The 26,667-nt window shown below is 65.9% G+C and carries 19 protein-coding genes; 4 read left to right on the plus strand and 15 right to left on the minus strand.

The annotated features are described in order from the left end of the window. Positions 1 to 360 precede the first annotated feature (360 nt). The gene (locus ACCQ10_RS16255; protein ID WP_372363148.1) at positions 361 to 1,290 is read left to right on the plus strand and encodes a L,D-transpeptidase family protein; all 930 of its coding nucleotides are present in this window, start codon (positions 361 to 363) and stop codon (positions 1,288 to 1,290) included. Positions 1,291 to 1,292: 2 nt separating this feature from the next. Beyond that, on the plus strand, positions 1,293 to 1,994 hold the full coding sequence (locus tag ACCQ10_RS16260; RefSeq protein WP_372361280.1) for a M23 family metallopeptidase: 702 nt from the start codon (positions 1,293 to 1,295) through the stop codon (positions 1,992 to 1,994). A gap of 109 nt (positions 1,995 to 2,103) precedes the next feature. Here ACCQ10_RS16260 and ACCQ10_RS16265 read toward each other — a convergent pair whose 3' ends face one another. Further along, on the minus strand, positions 2,104 to 2,868 hold the full coding sequence (locus tag ACCQ10_RS16265) for an SDR family NAD(P)-dependent oxidoreductase (protein WP_372361281.1): 765 nt from the start codon (positions 2,866 to 2,868) through the stop codon (positions 2,104 to 2,106). A 91-nt stretch (positions 2,869 to 2,959) separates the two neighbouring features. On the opposite strand from ACCQ10_RS16265, the gene ACCQ10_RS16270 reads away from it, so the two are divergent. After that, complete coding sequence (locus ACCQ10_RS16270; RefSeq protein WP_372361282.1) at positions 2,960 to 3,937, plus strand: LysR family transcriptional regulator; 978 nt, start codon at positions 2,960 to 2,962, stop codon at positions 3,935 to 3,937. A 285-nt stretch (positions 3,938 to 4,222) separates the two neighbouring features. Here ACCQ10_RS16270 and fhuE read toward each other — a convergent pair whose 3' ends face one another. The 14 genes from fhuE to ACCQ10_RS16340 form a co-directional block, all read right to left on the minus strand. Continuing rightward, on the minus strand, positions 4,223 to 6,406 hold the full coding sequence (gene fhuE / locus ACCQ10_RS16275; protein ID WP_372361283.1) for a ferric-rhodotorulic acid/ferric-coprogen receptor FhuE: 2,184 nt from the start codon (positions 6,404 to 6,406) through the stop codon (positions 4,223 to 4,225). A 776-nt stretch (positions 6,407 to 7,182) separates the two neighbouring features. Continuing rightward, on the minus strand, positions 7,183 to 9,183 hold the full coding sequence (gene tkt, locus ACCQ10_RS16280) for a transketolase (RefSeq protein ID WP_047695627.1): 2,001 nt from the start codon (positions 9,181 to 9,183) through the stop codon (positions 7,183 to 7,185). Positions 9,184 to 9,401: 218 nt separating this feature from the next. Continuing rightward, positions 9,402 to 10,718 (minus strand): dicarboxylate/amino acid:cation symporter, encoded by a 1,317-nt coding sequence (locus tag ACCQ10_RS16285; protein ID WP_372361284.1) that lies wholly within the window; start codon positions 10,716 to 10,718, stop codon positions 9,402 to 9,404. Positions 10,719 to 11,642: 924 nt separating this feature from the next. After that, entirely contained in the window at positions 11,643 to 13,397 is a 1,755-nt protein-coding gene (locus tag ACCQ10_RS16290; protein ID WP_372361285.1) for a BatD family protein, read from the minus strand. Beyond that, positions 13,394 to 15,214, minus strand: a complete 1,821-nt coding sequence (locus tag ACCQ10_RS16295; RefSeq protein ID WP_372361286.1) for a tetratricopeptide repeat protein — start codon at positions 15,212 to 15,214, stop codon at positions 13,394 to 13,396. The genes ACCQ10_RS16290 and ACCQ10_RS16295 overlap by 4 nt, the downstream gene beginning before the upstream one ends. Continuing rightward, positions 15,211 to 16,218, minus strand: a complete 1,008-nt coding sequence (locus ACCQ10_RS16300) for a vWA domain-containing protein (protein WP_372361287.1) — start codon at positions 16,216 to 16,218, stop codon at positions 15,211 to 15,213. Before ACCQ10_RS16300 ends, ACCQ10_RS16295 begins: the two co-directional genes overlap by 4 nt. Beyond that, positions 16,215 to 16,676: a DUF4381 domain-containing protein gene (locus ACCQ10_RS16305; protein WP_372363149.1), complete on the minus strand. Its 462-nt coding sequence runs from the start codon at positions 16,674 to 16,676 to the stop codon at positions 16,215 to 16,217. Before ACCQ10_RS16305 ends, ACCQ10_RS16300 begins: the two co-directional genes overlap by 4 nt. A gap of 2 nt (positions 16,677 to 16,678) precedes the next feature. Next, positions 16,679 to 17,641: a DUF58 domain-containing protein gene (locus ACCQ10_RS16310; protein ID WP_372361288.1), complete on the minus strand. Its 963-nt coding sequence runs from the start codon at positions 17,639 to 17,641 to the stop codon at positions 16,679 to 16,681. A gap of 22 nt (positions 17,642 to 17,663) precedes the next feature. Next, entirely contained in the window at positions 17,664 to 18,683 is a 1,020-nt protein-coding gene (locus ACCQ10_RS16315; protein WP_372361289.1) for an AAA family ATPase, read from the minus strand. Positions 18,684 to 18,947: 264 nt separating this feature from the next. Further along, positions 18,948 to 20,891, minus strand: a complete 1,944-nt coding sequence (locus ACCQ10_RS16320; RefSeq protein ID WP_372363150.1) for a type IV pilus secretin PilQ — start codon at positions 20,889 to 20,891, stop codon at positions 18,948 to 18,950. Positions 20,892 to 20,910: 19 nt separating this feature from the next. Continuing rightward, positions 20,911 to 21,444 carry a pilus assembly protein PilP gene (locus ACCQ10_RS16325; RefSeq protein WP_011038332.1) on the minus strand — a complete coding sequence of 178 codons (534 nt, stop codon included), beginning with the start codon at positions 21,442 to 21,444 and terminating at the stop codon, positions 20,911 to 20,913. Continuing rightward, a complete protein-coding gene (locus ACCQ10_RS16330) occupies positions 21,441 to 22,106 on the minus strand; it encodes a type IV pilus inner membrane component PilO (RefSeq protein WP_039409926.1) in 666 nt (221 codons plus the stop codon). Before ACCQ10_RS16330 ends, ACCQ10_RS16325 begins: the two co-directional genes overlap by 4 nt. After that, entirely contained in the window at positions 22,103 to 22,885 is a 783-nt protein-coding gene (locus ACCQ10_RS16335) for a PilN domain-containing protein (protein WP_047695638.1), read from the minus strand. The genes ACCQ10_RS16330 and ACCQ10_RS16335 overlap by 4 nt, the downstream gene beginning before the upstream one ends. Then, a complete protein-coding gene (locus tag ACCQ10_RS16340; RefSeq protein ID WP_039409920.1) occupies positions 22,885 to 23,943 on the minus strand; it encodes a pilus assembly protein PilM in 1,059 nt (352 codons plus the stop codon). The genes ACCQ10_RS16335 and ACCQ10_RS16340 overlap by 1 nt, the downstream gene beginning before the upstream one ends. A 215-nt stretch (positions 23,944 to 24,158) precedes the next feature. Here ACCQ10_RS16340 and ACCQ10_RS16345 point away from each other — a divergent pair, with 215 nt between their 5' ends. After that, a complete protein-coding gene (locus ACCQ10_RS16345; RefSeq protein ID WP_485130061.1) occupies positions 24,159 to 26,585 on the plus strand; it encodes a penicillin-binding protein 1A in 2,427 nt (808 codons plus the stop codon). Positions 26,586 to 26,667: the final 82 nt, after the last annotated feature.

Genomic DNA, 26,667 nt, shown 5'->3' on the forward strand with positions numbered 1-26,667 from the left:
GCATTGACGCGCGCGCCGCAACACCACGCAGCAGTAGCTCTTGAACAGCACACGTGGCCATACGCCACCGTGCCTGATTCCCTGCAACGCATCCGCCGGCGCAATCCCCCGCTCTCACCATTCCCGATTCCCGATTCCCCATTCCCCATTCCCCATTCCCCATTCCCGATTCCCGATTCCCGCCAGCCATGCCCTGTCGAAGCCAAACCGCCTGCCCAACCGCTCAGTTCCGGTGCAGCCATTTCACGCAGAAAACGCAGCCGGCTGCGGCAAGGTGCGCGCATGTCTCCCTTGGATCTGCACATGCCATCACGCTCCTATGCTCGTGTCTGCTTGCTTGCCCTGGCGCTGAGCGCGTCGCTGCCTGCGCTGGCGCAGGCACAGCAACCTGCGGCGGCCGCTGCGCCGGCACCGGCAGCTGCGCCTCCTGCCAAGCAGGTGGACACCGGGCCGCGATCGGATCTGCATGCGCAGGTGCTGCTGGACCGCGCGCATTTTTCCCCGGGCCAGATCGATGGCGAACGTGGCTCCAACCAGAAGCGGGCGGTGTCCGGCTTTCAGGCTGCACACAAGATCAAGGTGACCGGCGAGCTGGATGACGCCACCTGGCAGGCGCTGCAGGCCGACAGCACGCCGGCGCTGGTGCAGTACACGCTGACCGACGCCGACGTTGCCGGCCCTTTCCAGCCGATTCCCAAAGGCCCGGCCGAGCAGGCCACGTTGTCTGCGCTGGGCTACGCATCGGTGGACGAGGCGCTGGGCGAACGTTTCCATGCCGCGCCGGAACTGCTGCGCCAGCTCAACCCCGGCGTGGAGCTGGGCAAGGCCGGCAGCGTCATCCAGGTGCCGAACATCGACGGCGTCGCGCCCCTGGCCAAGCCGGCCAAGCTGGTGGTGGACAAGTCCGAATCGACGCTGCGCCTGTTCGATGCCGACGGCAAGGTGTATGCACAATTCCCGGTGTCTTCCGGCAGCAAGCACGATCCGCTGCCGATCGGCCGCTGGAAGGTGCTGGGCGTCGCGCGCGACCCGGTGTTCAAGTACAACCCCAAGTTGTTCTGGGACGCGAAGAAAGACGACAAAAAAGCCACGTTGCCGGCAGGCCCGAACAACCCGGTCGGGCGCGTGTGGATCGATCTGTCCAAGCCGCACTACGGCCTGCACGGCACGCCGGAACCGGGCCACGTGGGCAAGACCGAATCGCATGGTTGCGTGCGCCTGACCAACTGGGATGTGGTCAATCTGGCCGGCGTGGTCGGTCCGTCCATGCCGGTGGTGATGCAGGAGTAAGCATGAAACTGCTGATGATCTTGATCGCAGGCGTGGCGATCGGCGCAGGCAGCTATTGGTGGCTGGAGCGCAGCGCACCCGAGGCGCAGGTGCCGTCGCCAGCGACCGCTGCACCGGCCGTTGCAGCGCCGTCCACGGCAACCGCGGCCGTGTCGGCAGCTGCGGCTGCACCCGCACCCACTGTCCCGGCCGCGGCAGAGCCCGTGAGCGCTGCCCCGGCGCCTGCCGCCTCAGCCCCAGCGGCCGATGCGTCGGCGGCCGGCTCCGGCCTGCTGATTCCGGTGCAAGGCATCAGCCGCGAGCAGTTGCAGGACACCTTCACCGATGCGCGCAGCGAAGGGCGGGTGCATGACGCCATCGATATCCTGGCACCGACCGGCACACCTGTACTTGCGGTCGCCGACGGGACAGTGGAAAAGCTGTTCAACAGCGAACGCGGCGGTCTCACCGTGTATCAGTTCGCGCCGGGTGGAACGTACTGCTATTACTACGCCCATCTGGAACGCTATGCCGATGGGCTGGCAGAGACGCAATCCATCAAGCAAGGCCAGGTCATCGGCTATGTAGGCAGCACCGGCAACGCAAATCCGGCCGCGCCGCATCTGCATTTCGAAATCCACCGCCTGGGGCCGGAAAAGCAGTGGTGGAAAGGCGATGTGCTCAATCCCTATCCCATCCTGCATGGCGACCAGCCACTGCAGTGATTCCCCTGACGCTGCGCCCTCATACCGGAGTGCAGCGTCATCGCAGCTGGACCTGCCGCACGCGGCGATGGCGTTCTGACCGACGACATCGCCGCACTGCGGAGACGCCTCAGATCAGCATGCCGCCGGAGACTTCGATGCGCTGCGCGTTGATCCAGCCCGTGCCCGGCGCCAGCAAGGCCGCCACCACCGGCCCGATATCGTCCGGCAGGCCCGTCCGGCCCAACGCGGTGACCGAAGCCACCATCGTATTGACCTGCGCATTGTCGCGCACCGTGCCGCCGTTGAAATCGGTCTCGATCGCTCCCGGCGCCAACGTGTTGGCACGGATGCCGCGTGCACCCAGCTCCTTGGCGAGATAGCGGGTAAACACTTCCACCCCGCCTTTCATCATCGCGTAGGCGGAGGAACCCGGCAGCGCGAAGCGCGCCAGCCCACTGGAGACGTTGAGGATGCGTCCACCGTCGGCGATCAGTGGCAACAACGCCTGGGTCAGGAAGTACGGCCCCTTGAGATGGGTATCGACCAGCGCGTCGAACTGCGCCGGCGTGGTGTCGGCGATGGCGGCATGCAGGCCGGTGCCCGCGTTGTTGACCAACGCATCGAACTGGATGCGCCCCCACCCGCCCAGCACCGCCTTCAGCTGACTGGCGAATCCGGCAAAGTCATCGGCCTTGGCGACATCCAGCTGCAACGCGTGCGCGCGCCGGCCCAACGATTGAATCTGCGCCACCACCGCTGCGGCTTCGTCGGCCTGGCTGCGATAGGTCAGCACGATGTCGCTGCCATCGGCAGCGAGCGCAAGCGCGGCATTGCGCCCCAGCCCGCGGCTGCCGCCGGTGATCACGGTGATGGGTGTGGTGGTGGTCGACATGGGCAAACTCCTGGGGTGATGACGGTGATAGGTGGCGTGGCGACGATCAGACGAGCCGACCGCGCAATGCGTTACGAACGCGCCCAGGCTAGTGCGCTTGCCGTGCCGCATAAATCAGCTCAATCTGACTTCACCGTTCAAGATCGCCGACCAATCGATGGACACCATGGAGTCGCTGCGCGCCTTCCTGCGCGTTGCCGAGCTGGGCAGTTTCACCCGTGCCGCCGACACCCTGGGCCTGCCCAAGGCCAGCGTCTCGACCGCCGTGCAACGACTGGAAGCCTCGCTCGGTACCCAGCTCCTGCATCGCACCACGCGACGCGTGCAGCTCACCGGCGATGGCACCGCGTTCTCCCAACGCGCCCGCGACATCCTCGACGACATGGAGGAGTTGCACGGCATGTTTCAGCGCGAACGCGGCCAGCTGCGCGGTCGCCTGCGGGTGGATATGTCGTCCGGCATCGCGCGCAACTTCGTGATCCCGGCGCTGCCGTCGTTTCTGGCCCGGCATCCGCAGCTGGACGTCGAGATCAGCAGCACCGACCGTCGCGTCGATGTGGTGCGCGAAGGCTTCGATTGCGTGCTGCGCGTGGGCACGCTTGAAGACACCAGCCTGGTCGCGCGCCCGCTGGGTGCGGTCCGCATCGTCAGCTGCGCCAGCGCCGGCTATCTTGCCCGCCGCGGCACGCCAAGCTGCCTGGACGATCTCGCCCGGCACGACCTGGTGCATTACGTGCCAACGCTGGGGCAGCGCTCGCCCGGCTTCGAATATCACGACGGGCAGCGCTATCGGCTGCTGCCGATGCAGGGCCCGGTGACGGTGAACAATGGCGATGCCTATCTTGCCGCCGCGCTCGCAGGGCTGGGCATCATCCAGGCGCCAGCCAGCCCGTTGCGCCCGTATCTGGACAGCGGCGCGCTGCGTGTCGTGCTTGCCGACCACCCCGCCGAACCAATGCCGGTGACGTTGTTGTATGCGCAGCGCCGCCATCTGCCGCAGCGCGTCAGCGCCTTCATGGAATGGGTGGCGCAGGTGCTGGCACCGCAACTGGAACCGATGGTGCGTTGAGCGATGGTCACCGCAGCGATGCGGCGCAGTGTCGTTGGAGTGCTGCAGGCATGGCGCGCTGCAGACGCCGCACCGCGGTCATGCCAACCGGGTCGTGCGCGTTCCCGGCCGCACCACGCCGTTCCAGCGCGACAGCAGGCTGCCACTGACAAAGCGCGCCGCTCCACGGCAGACCGTCATTCCCATCACTGCGTGGACGGGTATAAAAAAACACAGGCACCGTTCCGGCTGCCTGTGTTTTTGCGCGACAAGACCGGGCAGCAAGGCGCCCGGCGTGGCCGTGGATCAGAACGTGTAGTTGAAGGTCAGCATGCCGTTGCGCGATGCACCCCATGCGCCATAGCCGCCGTTGAACTGCGCGTAGTAACGCTTGTCGAGCAGGTTGTCGACGTTGAGTTGCACGGAAAACTGCGGCGACAGACGGTAGCGTGCAAATGCGCTCACCAAGGCATAGGCGCTCTGCTGGAAGGTGCCGTAGACCGGGTCCACGTAGTACGCACGGTTCTGCCAATTGACGCCACCACCGACGGTGAGATCGCTCCACGCACCCTGCGGGGTGTAGCTGCTGAACAGCTTGATGGTGGTGCGCGGCAGGTGGGTATTGATCGAGGTGCCGCTGTCGTCGCGTGCGGTGTAATGCGAGGCGCCGAAGGTGGCGTTCCAGCCCTGGGTCAGGCGACCGGAGAGCTCGAAGTCGAAGCCTTCGCTGACCACGCCGCTGGCAGCCACGAATGCGGACTCGCTGCTGCCCGGCACGAAACCGCCGGTGGCCACGCCCAGGTTGTCCTGCTCGATGCGGAACAGGGCCAACGAAGCATTGAGCTGATCGTCGAACCATGCGGCCTTGACGCCGGCTTCGTAGCCCTTGCCGCTCAACGGGTCCAGGTAGCCGCCATTGGCATCGCGCAGCGTCTGCGGGTTGAAGATCTCGGTGTAGCTGACGTAGGTCGACCACACATCGTCGATGTCGTACACCAGCCCGGCGTACGGAGTGACTTCGGTCTGCGTGTCGGAGAACGGTACAAGCCCCTGCACCGCATCGAAGTTGCGGCCATCGATCTGCCAGTCGGTATAGCGCGCACCCACCAGCAGCGTCAGCGGATCGGCCAGCGAGAAACGTGCCGCCACGTAGGCGGCCTTCTGCGTGATGGTGCCGTCGCTCTGCACCGAGCGCGGGCTCCAGTTGGGCTCCGGATAGGCTCCGGTCCAACCGAAGTAGCTGTCCAGCGCCGCCGGGAAATCGAAGGTGCCGTTGTTGACGTACTCGCGGCGGTTGTAGCTGGCGCCGGCCACCAGGTGATGCTCACGGCCAAACAGCTGGAACGGGCCTTCCGCATACACATCGGCGCCATCGGCCTTGCGCTCGGTCTGGTAGTTGCCCGAATACGGCACCACGCCGCCGCCGGTGGCGCGGTCGAAGCCGAAGATCGTATAGAACGGGTAGAACAGGTGGTTGGCCGCTTCGGTCTTCTCGTGGCTCACGTTGGCCTTGAGGGTCCAGCCGCTGTCGAAGCTCTGCTGCAGGCTGGCGAAGGTGCGCTGCAGGCGCGTATCCCAGAAGGTCCAATCGGCGGCCGGGTTGAACGAGCGGTCGTAGTTGGTGCGCGTGCCATCGCTGTAGAACAGCGGGAAGCCGCCCCAGGTGACATCGTCCGATTCCTTCTTCTGGTATTCGTAGCCCACGCTCAGCAAGGTGCTGTCGGTGAGGTCGGCATCGATGATGGCCGAACCGATCTTCTTGCGCAGGTTGTAGCGGTCCATGTCGGACTCGCCGTCCTGATACACACCCACCACGCGCGCACGCACGGTGCCCTCGGGGCTCAGCGGCACGGTGACATCGGCCACGCTGCGGGTCTTGTTGAAGTCGCCGCCGCCCACCGACACGGTGCCGGTGAAGTCGCGGCTCACCGCATGCTTGCGCACCAGGTTGATCGATGCCGACGGGTTGCCCGAACCGGTGAGCAGGCCGGTAGCGCCGCGCACCACTTCCACCCGGTCGTACAGCGCCACGTCCAGTGCCGAATCGCCATAGCTCCAGGCCTGCTCCATGTAGGCCGGGATGCCGTCGAACTGGTAGTTGTCGATGTAGAAACCGCGCGCATAGAACTCCAACCGTTCGCTGTCGCTCTGCGCCACCGAGATGCCGGTAACGTTGTTGAGCACGTCGGTGATGCTCTGCAGGTTCTGGTCGTCCATGCGGTCGCGCGTGATCACGGTGACCGACTGCGGAATCTCGCGCAGCGCCAGGTTCATGCGCGTACCGGCAGTGGTCTTTTCCACCGTGTAGCCCTTGGCCTGCTCGCCCTGCACGTTGAGCCGGTCCAGGGTGGTGACCTCAGCTTCGCCGGCCGGCGTTTCGGCAAGTGCCTGGCCGGCGGCCAGTGTGCACAGCGCAGCAAACACCGCATGCGACAGCGCGCGCGGGCGCCCCGCGATGGGAAGAAGACGCATTACGGTAGGACGGTTCATCACAGCTCCGGCGCAGACAATCGAGGGCGGCCCGCCGCAGATGTGCGGCGGCAGACAAGGGGGAAGGACACCACGGACCAGTGGCAGCGCCGCATTTTAATGGGAATGATTCACATTTTAAACAGGCAGTGCACGCATTGCATTGTGCGGCTGCGCGTCGAAGCGAACGCTTCAGCAGGATTCGGGCCGCGCAGGCCTTGCCGGGCCGTGTTTACCCCCCGGTGAGAACGCCGTCTGGCACCGCGACCTGACCCATCAGGTCCACCCGTGCCGACGTCTCCGGCGCAGAGGCGACCGCGACAGCAAGCCCCTGCATCCCAGTTTGCCGGGGGGGAGATTTCACCCGGGTCCGCGACTGGCGGCACCAGCCTGTCGATGCCCGGATCTTCGATCTATGTTGCTGGCGGCTAGTGCGCCGGCAGCTCGGGCATGCGCGGCCAGTGACCGGGTGTACTCCATGCACGCTGTACCACGCTGGGTGAAGGATCGCCTCCACCTGCCTGAGTGCGACGTAGCAGTGGTTGGCACTTCAGCGTCCCTGGCAAGCCCACTGTGCGCCCGCACCGACACCACCACTCGCACACACGCACACACGCACACACGCACACACACGCACACACACGCACACACACGCAGCGTGTATTCAAGCGCGCCGGCATGCACAGGCTCGGTGTCATCGCCCATGGCAATGCCCGTGCAGGACACGCGACGCGCCGAGGCAATCAACAAAAAACGCCGGCTTTCGCCGGCGTTTTCGATTCCAGCCATCTGTGCGCTTAGAGCGCCTTCGCTGCCTGTACCACGTGCTCGGCAGTGATCTTGAAGTACGCATACAACTGATCGGCCGGCGCCGAGGCGCCGAAGGTATCGATGCCGATGACATCGCCGTCCAGGCCCACGTACTTGCGCCAGAAACCGGTCACACCGGCTTCCACCGCCACGCGCTTGCGCACTGCCTTCGGCAGCACGGATTCGCGGTACGCCGCATCCTGGCGGTCGAATACGTCAGTGGATGGCATCGACACCACGCGCGTCTTCAGACCCGCGGCGTCCAGGGTCTTCTTGGCTTCCACCGCAAGACCCACTTCCGACCCGGTACCGATCAGTATCACGTCCGGCGTGCCGCCTTCGGCATCGGCCAGCACGTAGCCACCGCGCTCGATCAGCTTGATCTGCTCGGCACTGCGCGGCTGGTGCTGCAGGTTCTGGCGGCTGAAGATCAGGCAGCTCGGGCCGTCCTTGCGGGTGATGGCGGCCTTCCAGCTCACCGCCGACTCCACCGCATCGCCCGGGCGCCACACATCGTTGTTGGGGATGTAGCGCAGCGAGGCCAGGTGTTCCACCGGCTGGTGGGTCGGGCCGTCTTCGCCCAGGCCGATCGAGTCGTGCGTGTACACGTGGATGGCATGTGCCGGGTTCAATGCACTCATACGCACGCCGTTGCGCGCGTAATCGCTGAACACCAGGAAGGTGGCGTCGAACGGAATGAAGCCGCCATGCAGCGCCAGGCCATTGGCAATGGCGGTCATGCCGAACTCGCGCACGCCGTAATACACGTAGTTGGCGTCCGGGTCGTCGGTGGCGACCGACTTGCTGGCCTTCCACAGGGTCAGGTTGGAATGCGCCAGATCGGCCGAGCCGCCGATCAACTCCGGCAGCAGCGGCGCAAACGCTTCGATCGCCAGCTGCGAGGCCTTGCGCGAGGCGATGGTCTGGCCGTCTTCCTGCGCCTTGGCGATGTAGGCATCGGCCTTGGCGATGAAGTCGGCCGGCAACTCACCGTGCGAGCGACGGGTGAGCTCGTCGGCTTCGCTGCCGTACTGCTTGCTGTACTTGTCGAACAGCTGCTCCCATTCGGCCTGACGCAGGGTGCCGGTGCCGCCGGCGCGCCAGCCGGCGTAGATTTCTTCGGGAATTTCGAATGGGCCGTACGGCCAGTCGAGTGCCTTGCGCGCGCCTTCCAATTCTTCCTTGCCCAGCGGCGCGCCGTGCGAGGATTCCTTGCCGGCCTTGCTCGGCGCACCGAAACCGATCTTGGTGCGGCAGCAGATCAGCGTGGGCTTGTCGCTGTTTTCCAGCGCGGCCTCGATGGCGGCCTTGATCTTGTCGGCATCATGTCCGTCCACGTCGCGGATGACGTGCCAGCCGTAAGCCTCGAAGCGTGCCGGGGTGTTGTCGCTGAACCAGCCGGCGGTGTTGCCGTCGATGGAGATCTGGTTGTTGTCCCAGAACGCGACCAGCTTGCCCAGGCCCCAGGTGCCGGCCAGCGAGGCGGCTTCGTGCGAAATGCCTTCCATCAGGCAGCCATCGCCCATGAACACCCAGGTACGGTGATCGACGATTTCCAGTTCCGGGCGGTTGTAGCGCTGCGCCAGCAACTTTTCGGCCAGCGCAAACCCGACCGCATTGGCAAAGCCCTGCCCAAGCGGGCCGGTGGTGGTTTCAACACCGGGAGTTTCGCTGCGCTCGGGGTGGCCGGCGGTCTTGCTGTGCAACTGACGGAACTGCTTGAGCTGCTCGATCGGCAGGTCGTAACCGGACAGGTGCAGCAAGGCGTACTGCAGCATCGAGCCATGCCCGTTGGACAGCACGAAACGGTCGCGGTTGAACCACTGCGGGTTGTTCGGGTTGTGCCGGAAATAATCGTTCCACAGCACTTCGGCGATATCGGCCATGCCCATCGGCATGCCGGGGTGACCGGACTTGGCGGCTTCGACCGCATCTGCGGCAAGAAAACGGATGGCGTTGGCCAGCTGGCGGCGGGTGGGCTGGGTCATGGGCGTCTATGGAAGCGGAGGGGAACACCGCTGGAAGCGGAGACACCTATTCTCCCACACAGTGTGTGACTAGGGCCGGGACCCGGGACCCGGGACCCGGGACCCGGGACGCCTCGCCTCTATTTTTCGGATGTCAACACGCGTTGCGGCAATCCCTGGCTTTTCTTCCCTGCCAAGACATTTCAGATACGGATGCCATCAACCGCTCATCGCACCGCTTAGGCATTCGCGGGCCCCGGGTCCCCGGTCCCCGGTCCCGGCTCCCCTTTGGCCACCAACGTCGTCAGCGCCAGATCCCCGGTCACGTTCAATGCCGTGCGGCACATGTCCAGGAAGTGATTGACGCCCAGGATCATGCCGATGCCGACCGGGTTGACCCCGACCATGGCGCAGATCAGCGCCACCACCGGCAGCGAGCCCGACGGCACGCCTGCGGTGCCGATGCCGCCCAGGATGCAGACCAGCATCACCATGAACTGCTGGCCCAGGCTCAGGTCCACGTTGAAGAACTGCGCCAGGAAGATCACCGTCACGCCTTCGAACAGCGCGGTGCCGTTCTGGTTGGCGGTGGCACCCACGGTCAACACGAAGCGCGATACGCGTGGCGGCAGGCCCATCTCGTCGGCCACGCGCAGCGCAGTCGGCAGGGTGGCATTACTCGACGCGGTGGAGAACGCCATCATCGTGGCCGCCTGGGTCTGCTTGAAGAAACCCAGCGGCGAGCGCCCGGCAAACTTCACCGCCAGCCCGTAGCTCACCACCATGTGCAGGCCCAGCGCCAGCACCACCACGCCCACGTAGGCACCCAGGCGGATCAACAGATCGAAGCCGAACAACGCCGCCAGGTTGAACATGAAGCAGGCCACCGCATACGGCGCCAGGCGGATCACCAGCCCGATCAAGGTCATCGAAATTTCGAAGATCCCCTCGATGCCGCGCCTGAGCGTGGCGACCTTTTCATCGGCGGTCAGCACCATGCCCACGCCGAACATCACCGCGAAGAACATCAGCGACAGGATCGCGCCATTGCTGGACGCGGCGGCAATCACGTTGTTGGGCACGATCGACAGCAGCATGTCCATGCCCTGCGGCTGGGTGCCGGAGCTGGAGATGATTTCGCGGGTGCGGTCGGCGTTTTCCTGGATCAGCTGGTTGGCCAGCTGCGGGTCCACGCCGGCGCCGGGCTTGAGCACGTTGACCAGCACCAGGCCCAGCAACACTGCCACGCCGGACAGCACAACGGTATAGCCCAGGGTGCGCCAGCCCACCCGTCCAAGGGCGCGGATGTCGCCCATCTCGGAAATGCCCATGACCAGCGCCGAAAACAGCAGCGGCACGATCAGCATGAAGATCAGATTGAGGAACACCTGCGAGAACGGCGTGGTGACGTACTTGGTCACCAGACGCACCCACTCGGCGTCGCTGCCGGCCAGGTAATAGACCGCAAGACCCAACAACAGGCCGACGGCGAAGCCGATCCCCATCTTCCAATGCAGGGGCAGGCCCGGGCGGCGCGCGGCTGGGGATGCAGTCATCTGGTCGGCCTTGTTCTGGACACAAAGGCCGGAGCTTAACAAACGCCAAGGATGCGGCCACCTACCCGGGTGCTCCTGCGCGCCTGCTGCGGGTAGGTGCGCCTCCCAATCTTGGTTGATGCAAGCGTTGAAACTCGCTTTGCACCTGACTGTTCCCACCTGCGCGGCAACGGAAAATCTCAAGTCGTAGCGGCGCCTCCTATGTCGTCAGATGCCTCAGGTCGAAAGCCCGGTGTATCGAGTGCGCGGTGCCCTCACCGCTCGCGGGACACGCCGTTAACCCGTCCATAGGGGCTCGGTGGCGGCATCCATGCCGCCAACGGTCCCGCAATCGGCGAGGACACCGCACCAGACAGTTGGCTGGTGGTTTATTGAAGAACAGAGGGCGCCGCGCCAGACCACTACTGGCTGCGTGTTGAAAACGTTGCGCACCGACCAACTCCCCTGGTCCTTGCCCACTCACCGTCGCGGGACCTTGAGCGGCATGGATGCCGCGCCGGAGCTACAAGGACGTACTTGCAGCGTGTCCTGCGATGGTGGGCGGGCAAGGGCCCTGCAGCAAACTCGCAGAGTCGAGGGCACGGCTTCGCGTTGGGTGCTGCAAGCTGGCCGCGCCCAGTGATATAGCCAGCGAACGTCGCCTTTCGCCTGCACTGACATACCGACCATCTCCACCGGTCCTTGCCCGCTCACCGTCGCGGGACCCTTGGCGGCATGGATGCCGCCAAGGAGCTACATGGACGTACTTGCAGCGTGTCCCGCGATGGTGGGCGGGCAAGGGCCCTGCAACAAAGGCGCAGCAGTCACGCTTTGCTCTCGGCGACACCGTTCGCAAACCAGGCACATGGAGCTCAAAAAAACTACACCGCCATAGAAGTGACGACCATCATCATCCATCAATCGCTGCCGACTTATCGCAGCCGATCAAGACGCCGGCGGATACAACGGCGCCAGCACCTCGGGCTCCGCCGCGCTCGCGTGCCGCCAGCGGGGACCCGTGGCAAATGCGTCGCGTAACGCGGCGCGTGCGCCCGCAACATCCCCGCCGCCACCCCAGCGCGCACGTTGCATTCGCGCCACGGCGTCGCGCTGGGCGGGCTCGGCCAAGGCGGCCAATACGCTGTCGATATCAGCCACACCGGCCATGCCGCAGAGCACGTTTGCCACATCGTCCATGCCGCCGCTGTCCAGCGCGCGGCGCAGCTCGGCCACGCCATGGGTTGCACGCTTGCCGGGCATGGGCGCGTCGCCGACGGTGGCCTCGGCAGCACTGCGTGCCGTGCCGCGCCGGCGCCGCAATGCCCATACCAACGTCACCACCCACAACACCGCAAAGCCTGCGGCGGCGGCCATCCATCCCCACGGCTGTTGCGTAGCTGGCGACGGCTGCTGCTGCAACGTCAGCGCACTGGCTGCTGGCGCAGGCGCCACGTCGTTGCTTGCCGGGCTGCCTGTGGGCGCAGGTGCCGGCGCCGGTGCCGCAAAGGCCCCGCTACCCGCTGCAACATCCAATGTCAGATCCGGCACCGCTGCAGTCTTGGCCGCGCCTGCGCCGACATCCCACCAGGCCACCTGCAGCCCCGGCACGACCAGCGGGCCGGCGCGGTTGGGCACGATCGAATAGCGGCGCGTCAGGCGCAGCTGCGGCGAGCCGTCCACAAAGCGTTCTTCGTATTGCGGCGGCTCGGCGAACACCTGCGCATCGGGCACGCTTGGCGTGGGCAGCTCGGGGAACTGCGCCTGGGTGGCGCCGCGCGCGCTGGCTTCCACCACGAACTGCGTCGCCTCCCCGGCAGTGGCGCGTTGCGGCGTGGCCGTGTAGCGCAACTGCAGGCTGCGCAGCGGCAGCCAGGGCTGCGGCGCGTTGGCCGGCTGCGCACGCACCTGCAGCGGAATGCTGGCGCTGCGCGCGCTCAGCTCACCGTTGCCGCGACCGAAATAATCGTCGAAGAATCCGCCGACCGATCGCCCGTTGAATCGCGCCGGGGGCAGCACCAGCCGGCCGCTGCGCTCGGGCACCAGCAGATAGCGCCGCTCCACCACGTTGTACTGGCGGCCGTTGACCAGCTTGACCGAACTGACGTCATCGCCGATGCGTTGCAACGACGCGCCATCGGGCGCTTCCAGATCCAGCTCGCCCGATGCCAGTTGATTGGCAAAGTACAAGCGCACCACCACCCCCACGCTCTGCTGCACATAGGGCTGCGGGTCGTCCACCCGGGTCTCGACGAAAGCTTCTTCATTGCCCTGCGCCGCACTGGGCCCGCCGGCAGCGCCGCTGGAACTGCTGGCGGCATCGTTCGCCGCTCCAACCACCTGCAGGCGCAGCGGTTCGGTGCGCTCATTGCCCACCCGTATCGCCGGCACGATCAGTTCACCACTCTTGCGCGGCGTCAGCACCACACCGAACAAGGCACGCACCGTCACCGAACCGTTGGTCACCTGCATCTGCTGATTGGCGCTCTTGGCGCCCAGCGAAAAATCGGTGCGCAGCGGCGTGTAATCCGGATCGACGCCGCGTTGGTCGGTTTCGATGTTCAACATCACCACGTCGCCGGGATTGGCGCTGTCGCGATCAAGCCACGCGCGCGTGACCGCGCCCGCTGGTGCGCCAACCAGCAGCATCATGCAGGCCAGCATGCCGATCGCCGCGCGGCGCAAGTGGTGTCTGCCGATCATCGTCCGTCCCGTTGCCTGCGTTCGTATTCCAGCCTGAATTTGGTCCGCAGCAAGCTGCCCGGATCGTCCGGTACCCGCCGCAACCAGGCATCCACCGCCTGGCGTTGCTCGCGTTGCTGCGGCGTCTCGCTTGCGGCGGCGGCCTCCTGCTTGCCGCCTGCGTCCGCCTGTTTGTCGCCCGCCTGCGCCATGGCTTGTTGCATCTTGCGACGCTGCGCCTCATCGGCCTGCTGCTGCGCCTTGGCATCGGCAGACTGCGGTGGCGTGTCCTGCCTGCTCTGCTCGCCTTGCCCGTTTTTGGACTGCGCATCCTGCGACTTGCCGTCCTGCGGGGTCTGCGCGTCGGAAGGCTGCTGCTTGCCGTCCCGCGGCTTGTGCCCATCCTGGCCGGATTGCGCGTCCTGCTGATTCTGGCCCGTCTGCTGTTGCCCCTTTCCATCCTGGCCGGATTGTTTCTGATCCTTGGACTGGCTCTTGCCGTCCCGACCTTTGCCGTCCTCGTTGTCCTGCTGACGCTTGCGCGCCGCGTCGACTGCCGCGCGATTGGCGATTGCATCCTGCTGGTTGGGATGTTGCTTGAGCGCGCGATCGTAGGCTGCAATTGCCTCGTCGTAGCGGCCCTGGCGCGCCAGGGCATTGCCCAGGTTGTACAAGCCCTCGTCGGTCGGCACCGCTTCGAACGCCTTCTGCGCAGCGGCAAAGTCCCCTTTGCGATACGCCTGCACCCCGGCATCCAGACGCCGTTGCTGCACCTGATCGGCACGCTGCCACAAGGTGCCGTCCGCCGCCCGTGCAGGTTGCGCCAGCGGCAACATGCACACCAGCGCCAGCACCGCCACAACCGCGCGCCGACGAAACGCCAGCAGCGCCAACAGCATCACCGGCATCACCAGCCAGTAACCCTCATCGAGCCAGGTCTTGCCGCCGCCGGCTTCGGCCGCCTCATCGGCAAGCGGCTGCTGGGCAGGATCGAGCACGCCCAGCGCCTGCAGATCCGAGTCGTCCGGGGCAATGCGCGCATAGCGCCCGCCACCCTGGCCGGCGAGATCGCGCAGGCTGCCCTCGTCGAGTCTTGCCTGGGCGATCTCGCCGCTACCGGTACGGTAAGCGGCACCACGCACACTGCCGACGCCCAGGGCGGAGACATGGAACCCGCGTGCGCGTGCGGTGCGGGCAGCGCTTTCTGCCGACCCATCGGCACTGTCGCTGACCACCAGGATGTCGCCCTGTTTAAAGCCGGCCTGCTGCAGCAACTGGTTCGCCGCCGTGATAGCCCGATCGGCGCGTTTGCCATCGACCGGCATCACCGACGGCGACAGCGCATCCAGAAACACGGCCACGTTGGCGGCGTCCTGCGTCAGGGGCGCGACGGTGAAACTTTCGCCGGCATAGACCAGCAACGCCACATCGCCACCGGCACGCTTGCGCAGCAACGTGGCCAGTTTCGCGCGCGCCTGGAGCAGGCGCGAGGGCGGCAGGTCGGTGGCGAGGCTGCTGGAGGACAGATCCAGCACCACCACCAACGGCATGCTGGATTGAAACACCGGGCGCTCGGTCTGCCGCCAGCTCGGCCCGCTCATCGCCACCACCGCCAGCGCATAGGTCAGCGCGGCCAGCACGAAACCCAGCCATCCGCGCCTCCCGCCGGCCACCAGCAAGGCCGGCAGCAGGTGCGCGTCCACGCTGTGACGCCACACATCGGCACTGCGCCGGCGTACGTGCCACAGCAGCGCCGCCGGCACGATCGCCAGCAACGCCCACAGCCAGTCGGGGCGCAACAGATGCAACGCTGCCAGCAGTTCGGTGGGCGCGCTCATCGCCATCTCCGCGGCAACACGTATGCCAGCAACGCGATCACCATGGCTGCGCCCAGCGGCCAGTAGTAGCGTTCGACCCGCGGCTGCACCGACGGACCCAAGGCCTTCACCGGCTCCAGGCGATCGAGTTCGGCGTAGATGCCCGCGAGCTCTTCCGTATCGCGGGCACGGAAAAAACGTCCGCCAGTTTGCTCGGCGATCTTGCGCAGCCCATCTTCGTCGATATCGTCGTTGCCGCCAGCCGGAATCGGCACGCCGAACAGCGAGTACCCGCCGCTGCCACCGAAAGCGATGGTGTGCACACGCACGCCCTCGGCCTTGGCCAGTCCGGCCGCCTTCAACGGGTTGAGCACCCCGGCGGTGTTGACGCCATCGGTGAGCAGGACCACCACCCGCTGGCCCTGCTTCTGCTCGCGCAGCCGCTTCACCGACAACGCGATCGCATCGCCGATCGCAGTCTCGCGCCCGGCCAGCCCCACCACGCTGTCGGCCAACTGGTCGCGTACGGAGGTCAGATCCGCGGTCAACGGCGTCAGTGCATACGCGCGCTGGCCGAACACCAGCAAGCCGACGCGATCGCCGTCGCGCCGATCCAGAAAGTCCGACAGCACCGCCTTGGCGGCGGTGAGGCGATCGACCACGTTGCCACCGAGCACCATGTCCGGTTCGCTCATGCTGCCGGACAGATCCACCGCCAGCATCATCTGCCGTGCTTCGCGCGGCGGCTGGATCACCTCGCCCAGCTGCTGCGGACGCGCCAGCGCGGCGCACAACAAGAACCAACCCAGCCACGCCAGCCAGCGCGGCATGCGCAACGACGGCGCGCGTTGCGCCTGGGCCACCGCATGCAGCTGATCGGCATACGGCACGCGCAGCGCCGCAGACTCCTGGCCGCGCTGCGGCCAGAACCACATCAGCAGCGGCAGCGGCATCAACCACCACGCCCATGGCCAGGCGCAATGCGCCAGCGCGTCCTGCCACTGCGACCACTGCAGCCAGTTCATCGCTGGCCCCGCATCAGACCCAGAAACCGGGCACGCGCCAGTGCCTGCACCGCGTCCAGGTCGGCCACCGCCGGGGCGCGCTGAAAGCCGCCGTCGAGCAGCGCGCGACCCGGCCCTTGCGAAAATGCGCGCGCCTTGCTGTTGCGGCCATCCAGAAACTGCAGCCAGGCATCGCCCTGCAACCGATCGGCCTGCACATCGACGCTCCGCGCAGCGCGGCGCAGCAGCGCCGACAGTGCTGCCAGACGCTGCGCAGGCGTTGCGGCACGCTGCAGCTCTGCATCGAAGGCCGCCAGCCAGCGACGTTGCCGTTGGCGGCGACGCCACCACCAGCACCACACACCGGCCAGCACCAGCACGACTGCTGCGATCAGCAGCCACCAGCCCAGCGCCAGCGGCCACCACGGCGGCGACGGCGGCAGATGAACATCGCGCAGCGGCAGTGCCTGCGGACTCATCGTCATGCGCCCCGCACGAGGGTGCTGCCGCCCAGCCACGCGTCGCTGGCATCGTCGGTGGACAGGCGATGCACGCGTACGCCGCGCGATTGCAGCAGTGTGGCCAGCTGCTCCAGCGGCGCGACGAACTCGGCCTGCCAGCGCGCGCGCGCAGCCTGGCTGGCAAGATCCACCGCAATGCGCTCACCGCGCACATCGAAACTCAGGGCGCGGGCTGGCGGCGACAGCTCCAGCGGGTCGACCAGCACGATCACCACCACCTCGTGATGCAACGCCAGGCCGGACCAGCGCGTTGCGGAAATCCGGCTTGCACTGCGCGCATCGGCCAGCACGGTCAGGCGCGCGCCTGGCCGCAGGAGCCGCGCCGCATGATCCAGGGCGACCTCCAACCCGGCGTCGCCAGCAGGCGGCTGCGCATACCAGCGCGCCAGGGCATCAAGCACCGGCAGCACACCGCGCTGCCCCGACCGCGGCGCGATCGGCGCCTCGCTGGAAGTGCCGCGCAAGGCCGCGACACGGTCACCCTGCCGCTGCGCCAGCCATGCCGCCACGGCGCCGGCACGAGCGGCCTGCACCGACTTGTAACGCACGCGGGTGCCGAAGAAGAGTGCGGGCGAGGTGTCTGCCACGATCAGGCTCAAGCGCTCGCGCTCGGCCTGAAACAGCTTGGTATGCGCCCGCCCGGTGCGCGCGGTGACGCGCCAATCGATATGCCGCGCATCGTCACCGGCCACGTACTCGCGCGACTCGGCATATTCCATCCCACGCCCACGCGTCGCGGCCGGCACCGGCCCCACCAGCCCATGCCGGCCGCGCCCCGGTTGCCCGCGATGCTGCACGGTGCCGCGCAACGCGATCAACTCGGCAAGGCTGGGGCGCAGGCCGTCACCGGCCACGGCAGCCGGTGGGTTCGCTGAGGGGAAGGACGGAATCGAAGACATCGGGCTCGGGCGGGAGGGCGGCATACCTCGGTAGCACGCTGCCCGATCAGGGCAGCGGAATCTTGTCCAGCAACGCGGCGACCAGGCGCTCGCCATCCCACCCTTCGGCGGTGGCTTCGTAGCTGGGCAATACGCGGTGGCGCAGCACGTCCGGCGCAATGGCCCGGATGTCGTCGGGGGTGACGTAGTCGCGCCCGGCCAGCCACGCACGCGCACGCGCGCAGCGCTCCAGCGCGATCGAACCGCGTGGGCTCGCGCCCCAGGCGATGCGCCGCGCCAATGCCGGGTCGTAGCGCTGCGGATCGCGCGAGGCCAGCACGATCTCGATCAGATACCGCTCAAGCTGCGGCGCCAGGTGCACATCCAGCACCACGCGGCGTGCGGCGAAGACGTCGTCCAACGGAATCCTGTCGGGGACGGTCTCGTGCCTTTCCAGGGTGTCGCGGGCCGCCTCGCGCGCCAGACGCAGGATTTCCGCCTCGGCATCGGCCTGCGGATAGCCAATGCGCACATGCATCAGGAAGCGGTCCAGCTGCGCTTCGGGCAGCGGGAACGTGCCCTCCTGCTCGATCGGATTCTGCGTCGCCATCACCAGGAACAGCTGCGGCAGCGCGTACGTATGCCGGCCAACGGTCACCTGCCGTTCGCCCATCGCCTCCAGCAGCGCCGACTGCACCTTGGCCGGCGCACGATTGATCTCGTCGGCCAGCAGGATGGGATGGAAGATCGGCCCCGGCATGAACTCGAACCGGCTGTCCTGCGGCCGCCAGATCTCGGTACCGGTCAGGTCGGCCGGCAACAGATCCGGGGTGAACTGCACCCGCGCGAAATCCGCTTCCAGCCGCGAGGCCAGCGCGCGGATCGCGGTGGTCTTGGCCAGGCCCGGCGCGCCCTCCACCAGCAGGTGGCCATCGGCCAGCAAGGCGATCAACAGCCGTTCCACCAGCGCGGACTGGCCAACGATGCGCTGCGCCAGCGACTCGCGCAGCGAGGTGAATTGACGATGCAGCCGGTCCTCGGCGGGCGCGGCGGCGGCTTCTGGCGGGAGGAGCGGCGGTGCGTTCATAGGCCCAGTGTGACCGATTCGAACGCGATTGGTTCACCGCAGGGCTTTAAGAGGTTCAGGGAGTGACGGGGGTCAAGCTCACCTCGGGCCAGCCAAGATACTTTTGATCAGCGGGGACCACATCGCAGCCGTCTTCGATCACGCATGACAGATAGCCCATCAATCCGGCATCCATTGCGAGCTTCTGCGTTTGCGTCGGACTTTGCGCGCAAGAAGTGAAAAAGAAGGCCGCTTGCGCGGCCCTCCTGTCGGTGTCCAGCGCCGTTACCGCGCTGCGCTTGCGACCCGCAGCACTTTCGGGGTGACAAAGACCAGTAGCTCGGCCTTTTCCTTGCTGCGTCCGCGCTTCTTGAACAAGTTGCCCAGGAACGGAATATCGCCCAGGAACGGCACTTTCGAAACGCTTTCTCGATCGGTGAATTCGTAGACACCACCGATCACCACGGTCTCGCCGTCCGCTACTAGCACTGCTGTGTTGACTTCGCGCCGATTGATTTCAGGCACGGTGCCGTACTGCGGCAAGGTGATAAAGCGAGCGACTTCATCCTTCTTGACGTTCATGTTGAGGAAGACGCGATTATCGTTGGTAATCGTCGGCGTCACCTTTAGCTCAAGCAGCACTTCCTTGAACTGCACGTTTGCCTGCGAGCCGCCGCCGGCGACACCGGCACCGCTGATGGTTACATAGCCGATTTCGCGGCCCTGCTTGATTACGCCTTCACGCTGGTTGGCCGTCACGATGCGCGGATTGGAAACAACCTCACCGCGACCTTCCTCCTGCATCGCCGACAGCTCGATGTCCAGGTTGAAATGTGAGCCCAACAGCGTGTAAGCAAGACCTGCGGCGCCACTGTTCGTGAAACCACCAGCTCCAAGATCAACGTTCAGGCCGGACGGAAACAGATGAGCTGGCAACGTTGTCTGGGTACCACCATTGGCGATTTCCAGACCAGCTTGCGCAGAGGTATTGAGGTAGTTGACATTGCTTTCCAGCGAACCGCTCAAGATGCCCCGACCCGTTGCACCGGTGACACCAAAGCGCGCGCCAAGGTCGCGCGCAAACGTATCGGTCGCAATCACGATGCGGCTTTCAATCAGTACCTGATCCACTGGGCGGTCGATATGCGAAATCAACTCGCGCATCTGCGCGACCTTTTTCGGAATATCGCTGATCATCAAAGTGTTGGTGCGTTCATCAGCAACCAAACGTCCGCGTGGCGACAAAAAGCCATTATCTTGCTGACCGGCACCACCTTGTCCGCCTTGCCCACCACCGCCACCACCGCCAATCCCCTTGGCCTCTGTCAGCGCCTTAAAGATCACTGCCGCATTGTGGTAATTGATCTGCACATAATCGGTGATCAGATCCTCGCGGTTCTCGATCGCGATACGGGCGTCTTCCTTGTCCTGCTCGAACTTGGCCAGCTCCGGCTGCGGGGCGACCCAGACCACGCCGCCATCGCGGCGCTTGTCCAGGCCCTTGGCGCGCAGCACGATGTCCAGCGCCTGGTCCCACGGCACGTTCATCAGGCGCAGGGTGACGTTGCCCTGCACGGTGTCGGAGGCGACGATGTTGAGGTTGGACTCTTCGGCGATCAGCTGCAGCACGGTGCGCACTGGCACGTCCTGGAAGTTGAACGTCACCGGGCGACCACTGTAGCCGCGCGCGGCAATCTGCGCGGCGGCCTGGGTGACCGACGCGGCGCTCACGCCGCCAACGGCCGGCTGGCCCTTGCGCGGAGTGATTTCCACCACGTATTCGTTGCCGGTCTGATAAGCCAGCGAATCGAATGCGCCCTTGGTCGACAGCACCAGCTGCGAGCCGGAACCGGACGGCTTGACCTCCACCCGCTGCACCGGCGTGGCGAAATCGGTGACGTTGAGCGGGCGCTGCAGCTCGGGCGGCAGCCTGGCGTTGCTGATGTCCACCAGCACGCTGTCGCCCTGGGTGCGCAGATCGGGGCTGGCGCCCTGCCCGTCGAACTTCAGGATCAGGCGGCCCGCGCCATCGTCACCGCGTTTGAAATCGATCTTGGACACCGCCAGGCTCGCCGGAGCGGTCTTGGCAGGGTCCTGCGCGGGCTGTGTCAGCGCGGCGGCGGCAAACGCGCTGCCGCCGGCCAGCGCCAGCGCGCATCCCAACGCGCAGGCCTGGAGCATCGCGTGGCGTCGAACCGGACGCAGCCGCTGGGCATTGGAAAACGTCATCGTGCTATCCCCTATCACTTTATTGATCATCCAATGCGAGCGCGGCCGGCCGTTCAAGCCATCCACCCGCACCGTCCGGCACAAGTTCAATCAGCTCGATGCGGTCTTCGTAGACCCCGGTCACCCGGCCATCGCTCTGTCCCAGATACACACCCGGCCGCACGCGGTAGGTCACCTTGTCCGGTGCCATCACCAGCGCGATCAGACCCGAGCCGCCCCCAATGGTCCCCACCATGTCGAGAGCGTCGAGCGGAAAGGCCTCCAACGGCTCCTTACGCCGGTTCGGATCCGGACGCGTGCCGTTGCCGCCTTCCGCACTGACCCAGGCATCGCTGAACGGGTCGCGCATCACCTGTGCGGCATATTCGAACGTCTCGAACTGCTGCATCACCGGCAACGGCTCCAGCGGCGGCGCAGGGCGCGCGCGCACTTCGGCCACCCAGGCTTCCAGATTCGGCGCATCGCCCGGGGTGCTGGTCACACCGCGCGTGCACGCCGGCAATACAGCAATTAGCGCCACGCAGGACAGGATCTTGAGCAGTTTCATGGTCATTGGCCGCCCTTCTTCGCCGCGTCGGCCGCCGCCTTCTCCTGCTCGGCCATTTCCTCATCGTCCAGATAACGATAGGTCTTGACCGTGCCGGACAGCTCCAGCGCGCCGCGCGGTGTGATGCCAGCCTTGGCATCCTTGGGCTTGAGGTTGATGTCGTGCATGGTCAGGATCACCACGCGCGGCAGCGATGCCACGCCGCTGACGAAGGCGCCAAACTGGTGGTAGCTGCCCACCATGCGCAGGGCGATCGGCTTCTCGGCGTAGAACTCCTTCGGCGATTCCGGTCCCGGCTGGAACAGCTCGTTGGACAGGCCGCTGGACAACGCGGTCTGCGAGATATCGATGATCAGATCCGGCATTTCGGTCTTGCTGGGTAGCTGACGCAGCATCTGCTGCAGCACCTGTTCCATCTGCGCGAGCTGCTGCTTGAGCGGCTCCAGATTCACCGCGCGCCCCTGCTGGGTCTCGAACTCGGTGCGCAGCTGGGATTCGGTGCCTTCCAGCCCTTCCAGCTCATCGCGCTTGCCGCTGATCAACAGGAACCAGGCCAGCACCAGGATGAACAGGCCAACCACCACGCAGAACACGATGCGTGCCTGCTGCGGCCAACCACCGATGTTGTTGAAATCGAGATCGCTGAGCTTGAATGATTTCTTACTCATGACGCCGCCCCCTCCTGCGGCCGGTTGGCGGGCGCCGGTGCTGCCTGCGTCGGTGCAGGCGCCGCGGCCGGCGACGTTGCGGGCGCAGGCGCCGCTGCCGGGGCAGCAGGCGTGGCACCGGCAGGTGCTGCACCCGGTGCAGTGGTACCCGGCGCGGCCGGATCCACCACGCCCGGCGTCGTGCCGTTCTTGTCAGCTTCGTTCGGGTTGGCCAGCTTGACCTTGAGCGTGAACACGTACGGCAGCGTCTTGGTGTCCATCGACGAGGTGGCAGGCTGCCCGGCCTTGTCCTGGCTCTTGGCCTCGATGATCGACAGGTCCGGATTGGTCATCCAGCCCGAACCTTCGAGGTTGCGCATGTAGGCACTGACGCGGGCGTTGGATTGCGAGCGGCCTTCCAGTGTCAGGATGTCGCCGTCCTGCTTGATGTTGGTCAGCGCGACGCCATCGGGAATGGTGCGCACCAGCGAATCGAACAGGTGCACCATCTGCGAGCGGTTGGCCTGCAGCTCCTCGATCACCTTCTTGCGCGCAAGCAGGCGGTCCTTCTTCTTGTCGAGTTCCTTGATCTCTTCGTTCTGCGCCTTGACCTTGTCGATCTCGGTGGTCAGGAACGCATTGCGCTCGGTCTGGCCGGTGATCTGCGCGTCGTAGTAGAACCAGATCAAGGCCGACAACAGCACGCCGCCCAATGCGGCGAAGCCCAGCATCGAATAGAACTCGCGCTCGCGCGCCTTCCGGCGCTCGGCGCGCCAGGGCAATAGATTGATTCTTGCCATCAGTCAAAGCTCCTCAGGGCCAGGCCGGTGGCGATCATCAAGGCGGGCGCATCCAGCGCCAGCGCATGGGCCTGAACCTTCGGGCCCAGCGTCATCTGTGCGAGCGGGTTGGCGACCACGGTGGTCACGCCCAGCTGCTCTTCCACCATCTCCGGCAGGCGTGACAGCGCGGCGCACCCGCCGGCCAGCACGATGCAGTCGACGCGATTGAATTCGCTGCCGGCATAGAAGAACTGCAGCAAACGGCTGATCTGCTGCACCGTCGCTTCCTTGAACGGCTCCAGCACTTCGACCTCGTAGCTCTCCGGCAGCCCGCCCTGGCGCTTGGCCAGCCCGGCTTCTTCGTAGGTCAGGCCATAACGGCGCATCACTTCGTCGGTGAGCTGCTTGCCGCCGAACACCTGTTCGCGGCTGTACAGGCTGCGCCCGGAGCGCAGCACGCTGAGCGTGGTCATGGTGGCGCCGATGTCGACCAGCGCAACCACCGCATCGGCGGCGACCGGCAGTTCGCTGGCGACCAGGGCGAACGCGTTTTCGACCGCGAAGGCCTCCACGTCCATCACCTTGGCGGTCAGGCCACCCAGTTCCAGCGCCGACTGGCGCAGTTCCACGTTTTCCGAGCGCGAGGCGGCCAGCAGCACCTGGACCATGTCCGGGCTGTTGGGCATCGGGCCCAGCACCTCGAAATCGAGATTCACTTCCTCGATCGGGTACGGAATGTAATTGGTGGCTTCCAGTTCGACCTGGGCCTCCATGTCGCTGTCGTCCAGGTCGGCCGGCATCGGGATCAACTTGGTGATCACCGCCGAGCCAGCCACGGCAGCTGCCGCGTTCTTGGCCTTGCTGCCGGAACGGTTGATGGCGCGGCGAATGGCTTCGCCGACCGCCTCCACTTCGACGATGTTCTTTTCCACCACCGCATTGGGCGGCAACGGTTCAACCGCGTAGTGCTCCACGCGGAAACGATTCCCGCTGCGCGACAGCTGCAACAGCTTGACCGCAGTGGAACTGATATCGACACCAATCAGTGGCGACTGACTCTTGGGTAGAAGCCCCACGGTAACTCCCCTGCCGACGGGCACTTGGACGCATGTCTGCGCCCTCGTATTAATAATCAAATTTTAACAGTTGACAAGCCCTTCACGCGCAAGGCAATGACCCCGCGACCGTGACCCCTTTGCTGTCTTCTGCGATCCCCAGAGTTCGGCCCCAGCCAAACCCGGCGTCATCTATACTCTGTGACCAAGAAATCTGCAATCGGAATCTCTCTTACATGCCCCGTATTCGCCGTTGGCTGGGCTGGATCCTGGCCGCGCTCGTCGTGCTCGCACTGCTTGGCGCTATCGCTGCCGGCGGCCTGTATTACGCCATTTCCTCGAAGTTGCCCGATGTGCAGTCGCTCAAGCAGGTCGAGCTGCAGGAGCCGATGTACGTGTATGCCAGCGACGGCCGCCTGATGGCCGTGTATGGCGAGACCCGGCGCTATCCGATCCAGATGAAGGAAGTGCCGTTGCGGCTGAAGCAGGCCTTCCTGGCGACCGAGGACGCACGTTTTTACGAGCATGGGGGCGTGGACTACAAGGGCATCGGCCGTGCGGTGTGGCTGCTGGCCACCACCGACGCCAAGCGCGTGCCGGGCGGCTCGACCATCACCCAGCAGGTGGCGCGGCAGTTCTTCCTCAGTTCCGAGTACAGCTACACCCGCAAGCTCGCCGAGATCCTGCTGGCACGCAAGATCGAGAGTGAGCTGAGCAAGGACGAGATCTTCGAGCTCTATCTCAACAAGAGCTTTTTCGGCAATCGCGCCTACGGCGTGGGTGCGGCCGCCGAGTACTACTTCGGCAAGAAGATGAGTGAGCTGAGCCTGGACGAGATGGCCTCGCTGGCCGGCATTCCCAAGTTCCCGTCCAGCGGCAACCCGATCAGCAACCCGGAACGCGCCCGCGAACGGCGCGACTACTACGTGCTGCAGCGCATGGCCGACCTGGGTTTCGTCAGCCAGGCCGAAGCCGATGCCGCCAAGGCGGTGCCGATGCATGCCAAGCCGCACGAGCCGCCGGTCGAGGTCTACGCGCCGTACGTAGCCGAACTGGTCCGCCAGGAGATGATCGCCAAGTACGGTGGCGATGTGCTCAACAAGGGCTACCACGTCACCACCACCATCGATGCCACCCTGCAGACGGGCGCGGACGTGGCCATCAACGACGGTTTGCGGTTGTACGACCACCGCCACGGCTGGCATGGCGTGGAGCAGCATTTCGACGTCGCCGCCGAAGCCGACGCGGCCGCGCTGGCCAAACATCTGCAAGGCGCCTATACCCAAGGCGGGCTGCGCCCGGTGATCGTGGCGCGCAGCAACCCCGACGGCGGTGTCACCGTCGTGCAGCACGACAAGACCGAACTCACCCTGCCTGCCTCGGCCAGCCGCTGGACCGGCAGGACGCCCGCCAAGCTGCTGACACGCGGCGACCTGACCCGCATCCGGGCAGGCGAAAAGGACGGCGAGTGGATCATCGACCAGCTACCGCGTGGCCAGGCGGCCCTGGTGTCACTGGACGCCAACAGCGGCGCACTGCGCGCGCTGGTCGGCGGGTTCAGCTTTGCCGGCAACAAGTTCAATCGCGCCACCCAGGCACGCCGCCAGCCAGGCTCGAGTTTCAAGCCCTTCGTGTATGCGGCGGCCTTCGAAAAGGGCTTCAACCCGGCCTCGATCGTGCTGGATGCGCCGGTGGTGTTCCGCGACCGTCGCGGCAAGACCTGGTCGCCGCAGAACGATGGCGGCGGATTCCGCGGCCCGATGCGCCTGCGAGAGGCGCTGGTGCAGTCACGCAACCTGGTGTCGGTACGGCTGCTGGACGCGATCGGCGTCGATTTTGCACGCAAATACATCAGCCAGTTCGGCTTCCAGGAAGCGGAGCTGCCGCCCAACCTGTCGATGTCGCTGGGCACCGCGTCGCTGACCCCGCTCTCGGTGGCACGCGGCTATGCGGTGTTCGCCAACGGCGGCTCACGCGTGGACACCTGGATCGTGGATGAGATCAAGGACCGCGATGGCAATGTCATCTTCAAGGAAGTGCCTGCCGTGGCCTGCCGCACCTGCGCGCTGCAGGGCGGCAATGTCGCCCCGGTCAGCCAGGTGGTGGACGGTTTCAACTTCGGCGCGCAGGCACCGGCAACACCGCCGGCACCGGTAGCCGATGCCGCACCCACGCCGGCAGACGCCGCGCCGGCACCGATTGCCGAAACCAAGATCGCCCCGCGCGCCATCGACGAGCGCACCGCCTACCAGTTGGTGTCGATGATGCGCGACGTGGTCCAGCGCGGTACCGGCACCGCGGCCAAGGTGCTCGGCCGCGAGGACGTCGGCGGCAAGACCGGTTCCACCAACGACCACCGCGATGCCTGGTTCTCCGGCTTCGGTGGCCCCTACGCCACCACCGTGTGGGTGGGCCGCGACGACTTCCGCTCGCTGGGCTATCGCGAATATGGCGGCAAGGCCGCCCTGCCGATCTGGATCGACTACATGCGCGTGGCACTCAAGGACAAGCCGATCGCCGCCAACGACCCGCCCGATGGCATGACCCAGGCCACCATCAATGGCGCGGTCGAATGGGTCAAGAACGAGGACCTGGATCGCCTGCAAGATTACGACTACGGTCTGCAGGAGCAGCAGGACGAGAAGGCCTTCGATATTTTTTGAGGGCCGGGATTCGGGATTCGGGAATGGGGAATCGGAACAGCGGGGCTGCTCCGGTTCCCCTTTTTCTTGGGCGGGTGAGGCA

It is taken from the genome of Xanthomonas sp. NCPPB 1325 (assembly GCF_041477645.2).
Lineage (GTDB): Bacteria > Pseudomonadota > Gammaproteobacteria > Xanthomonadales > Xanthomonadaceae > Xanthomonas > Xanthomonas cannabis.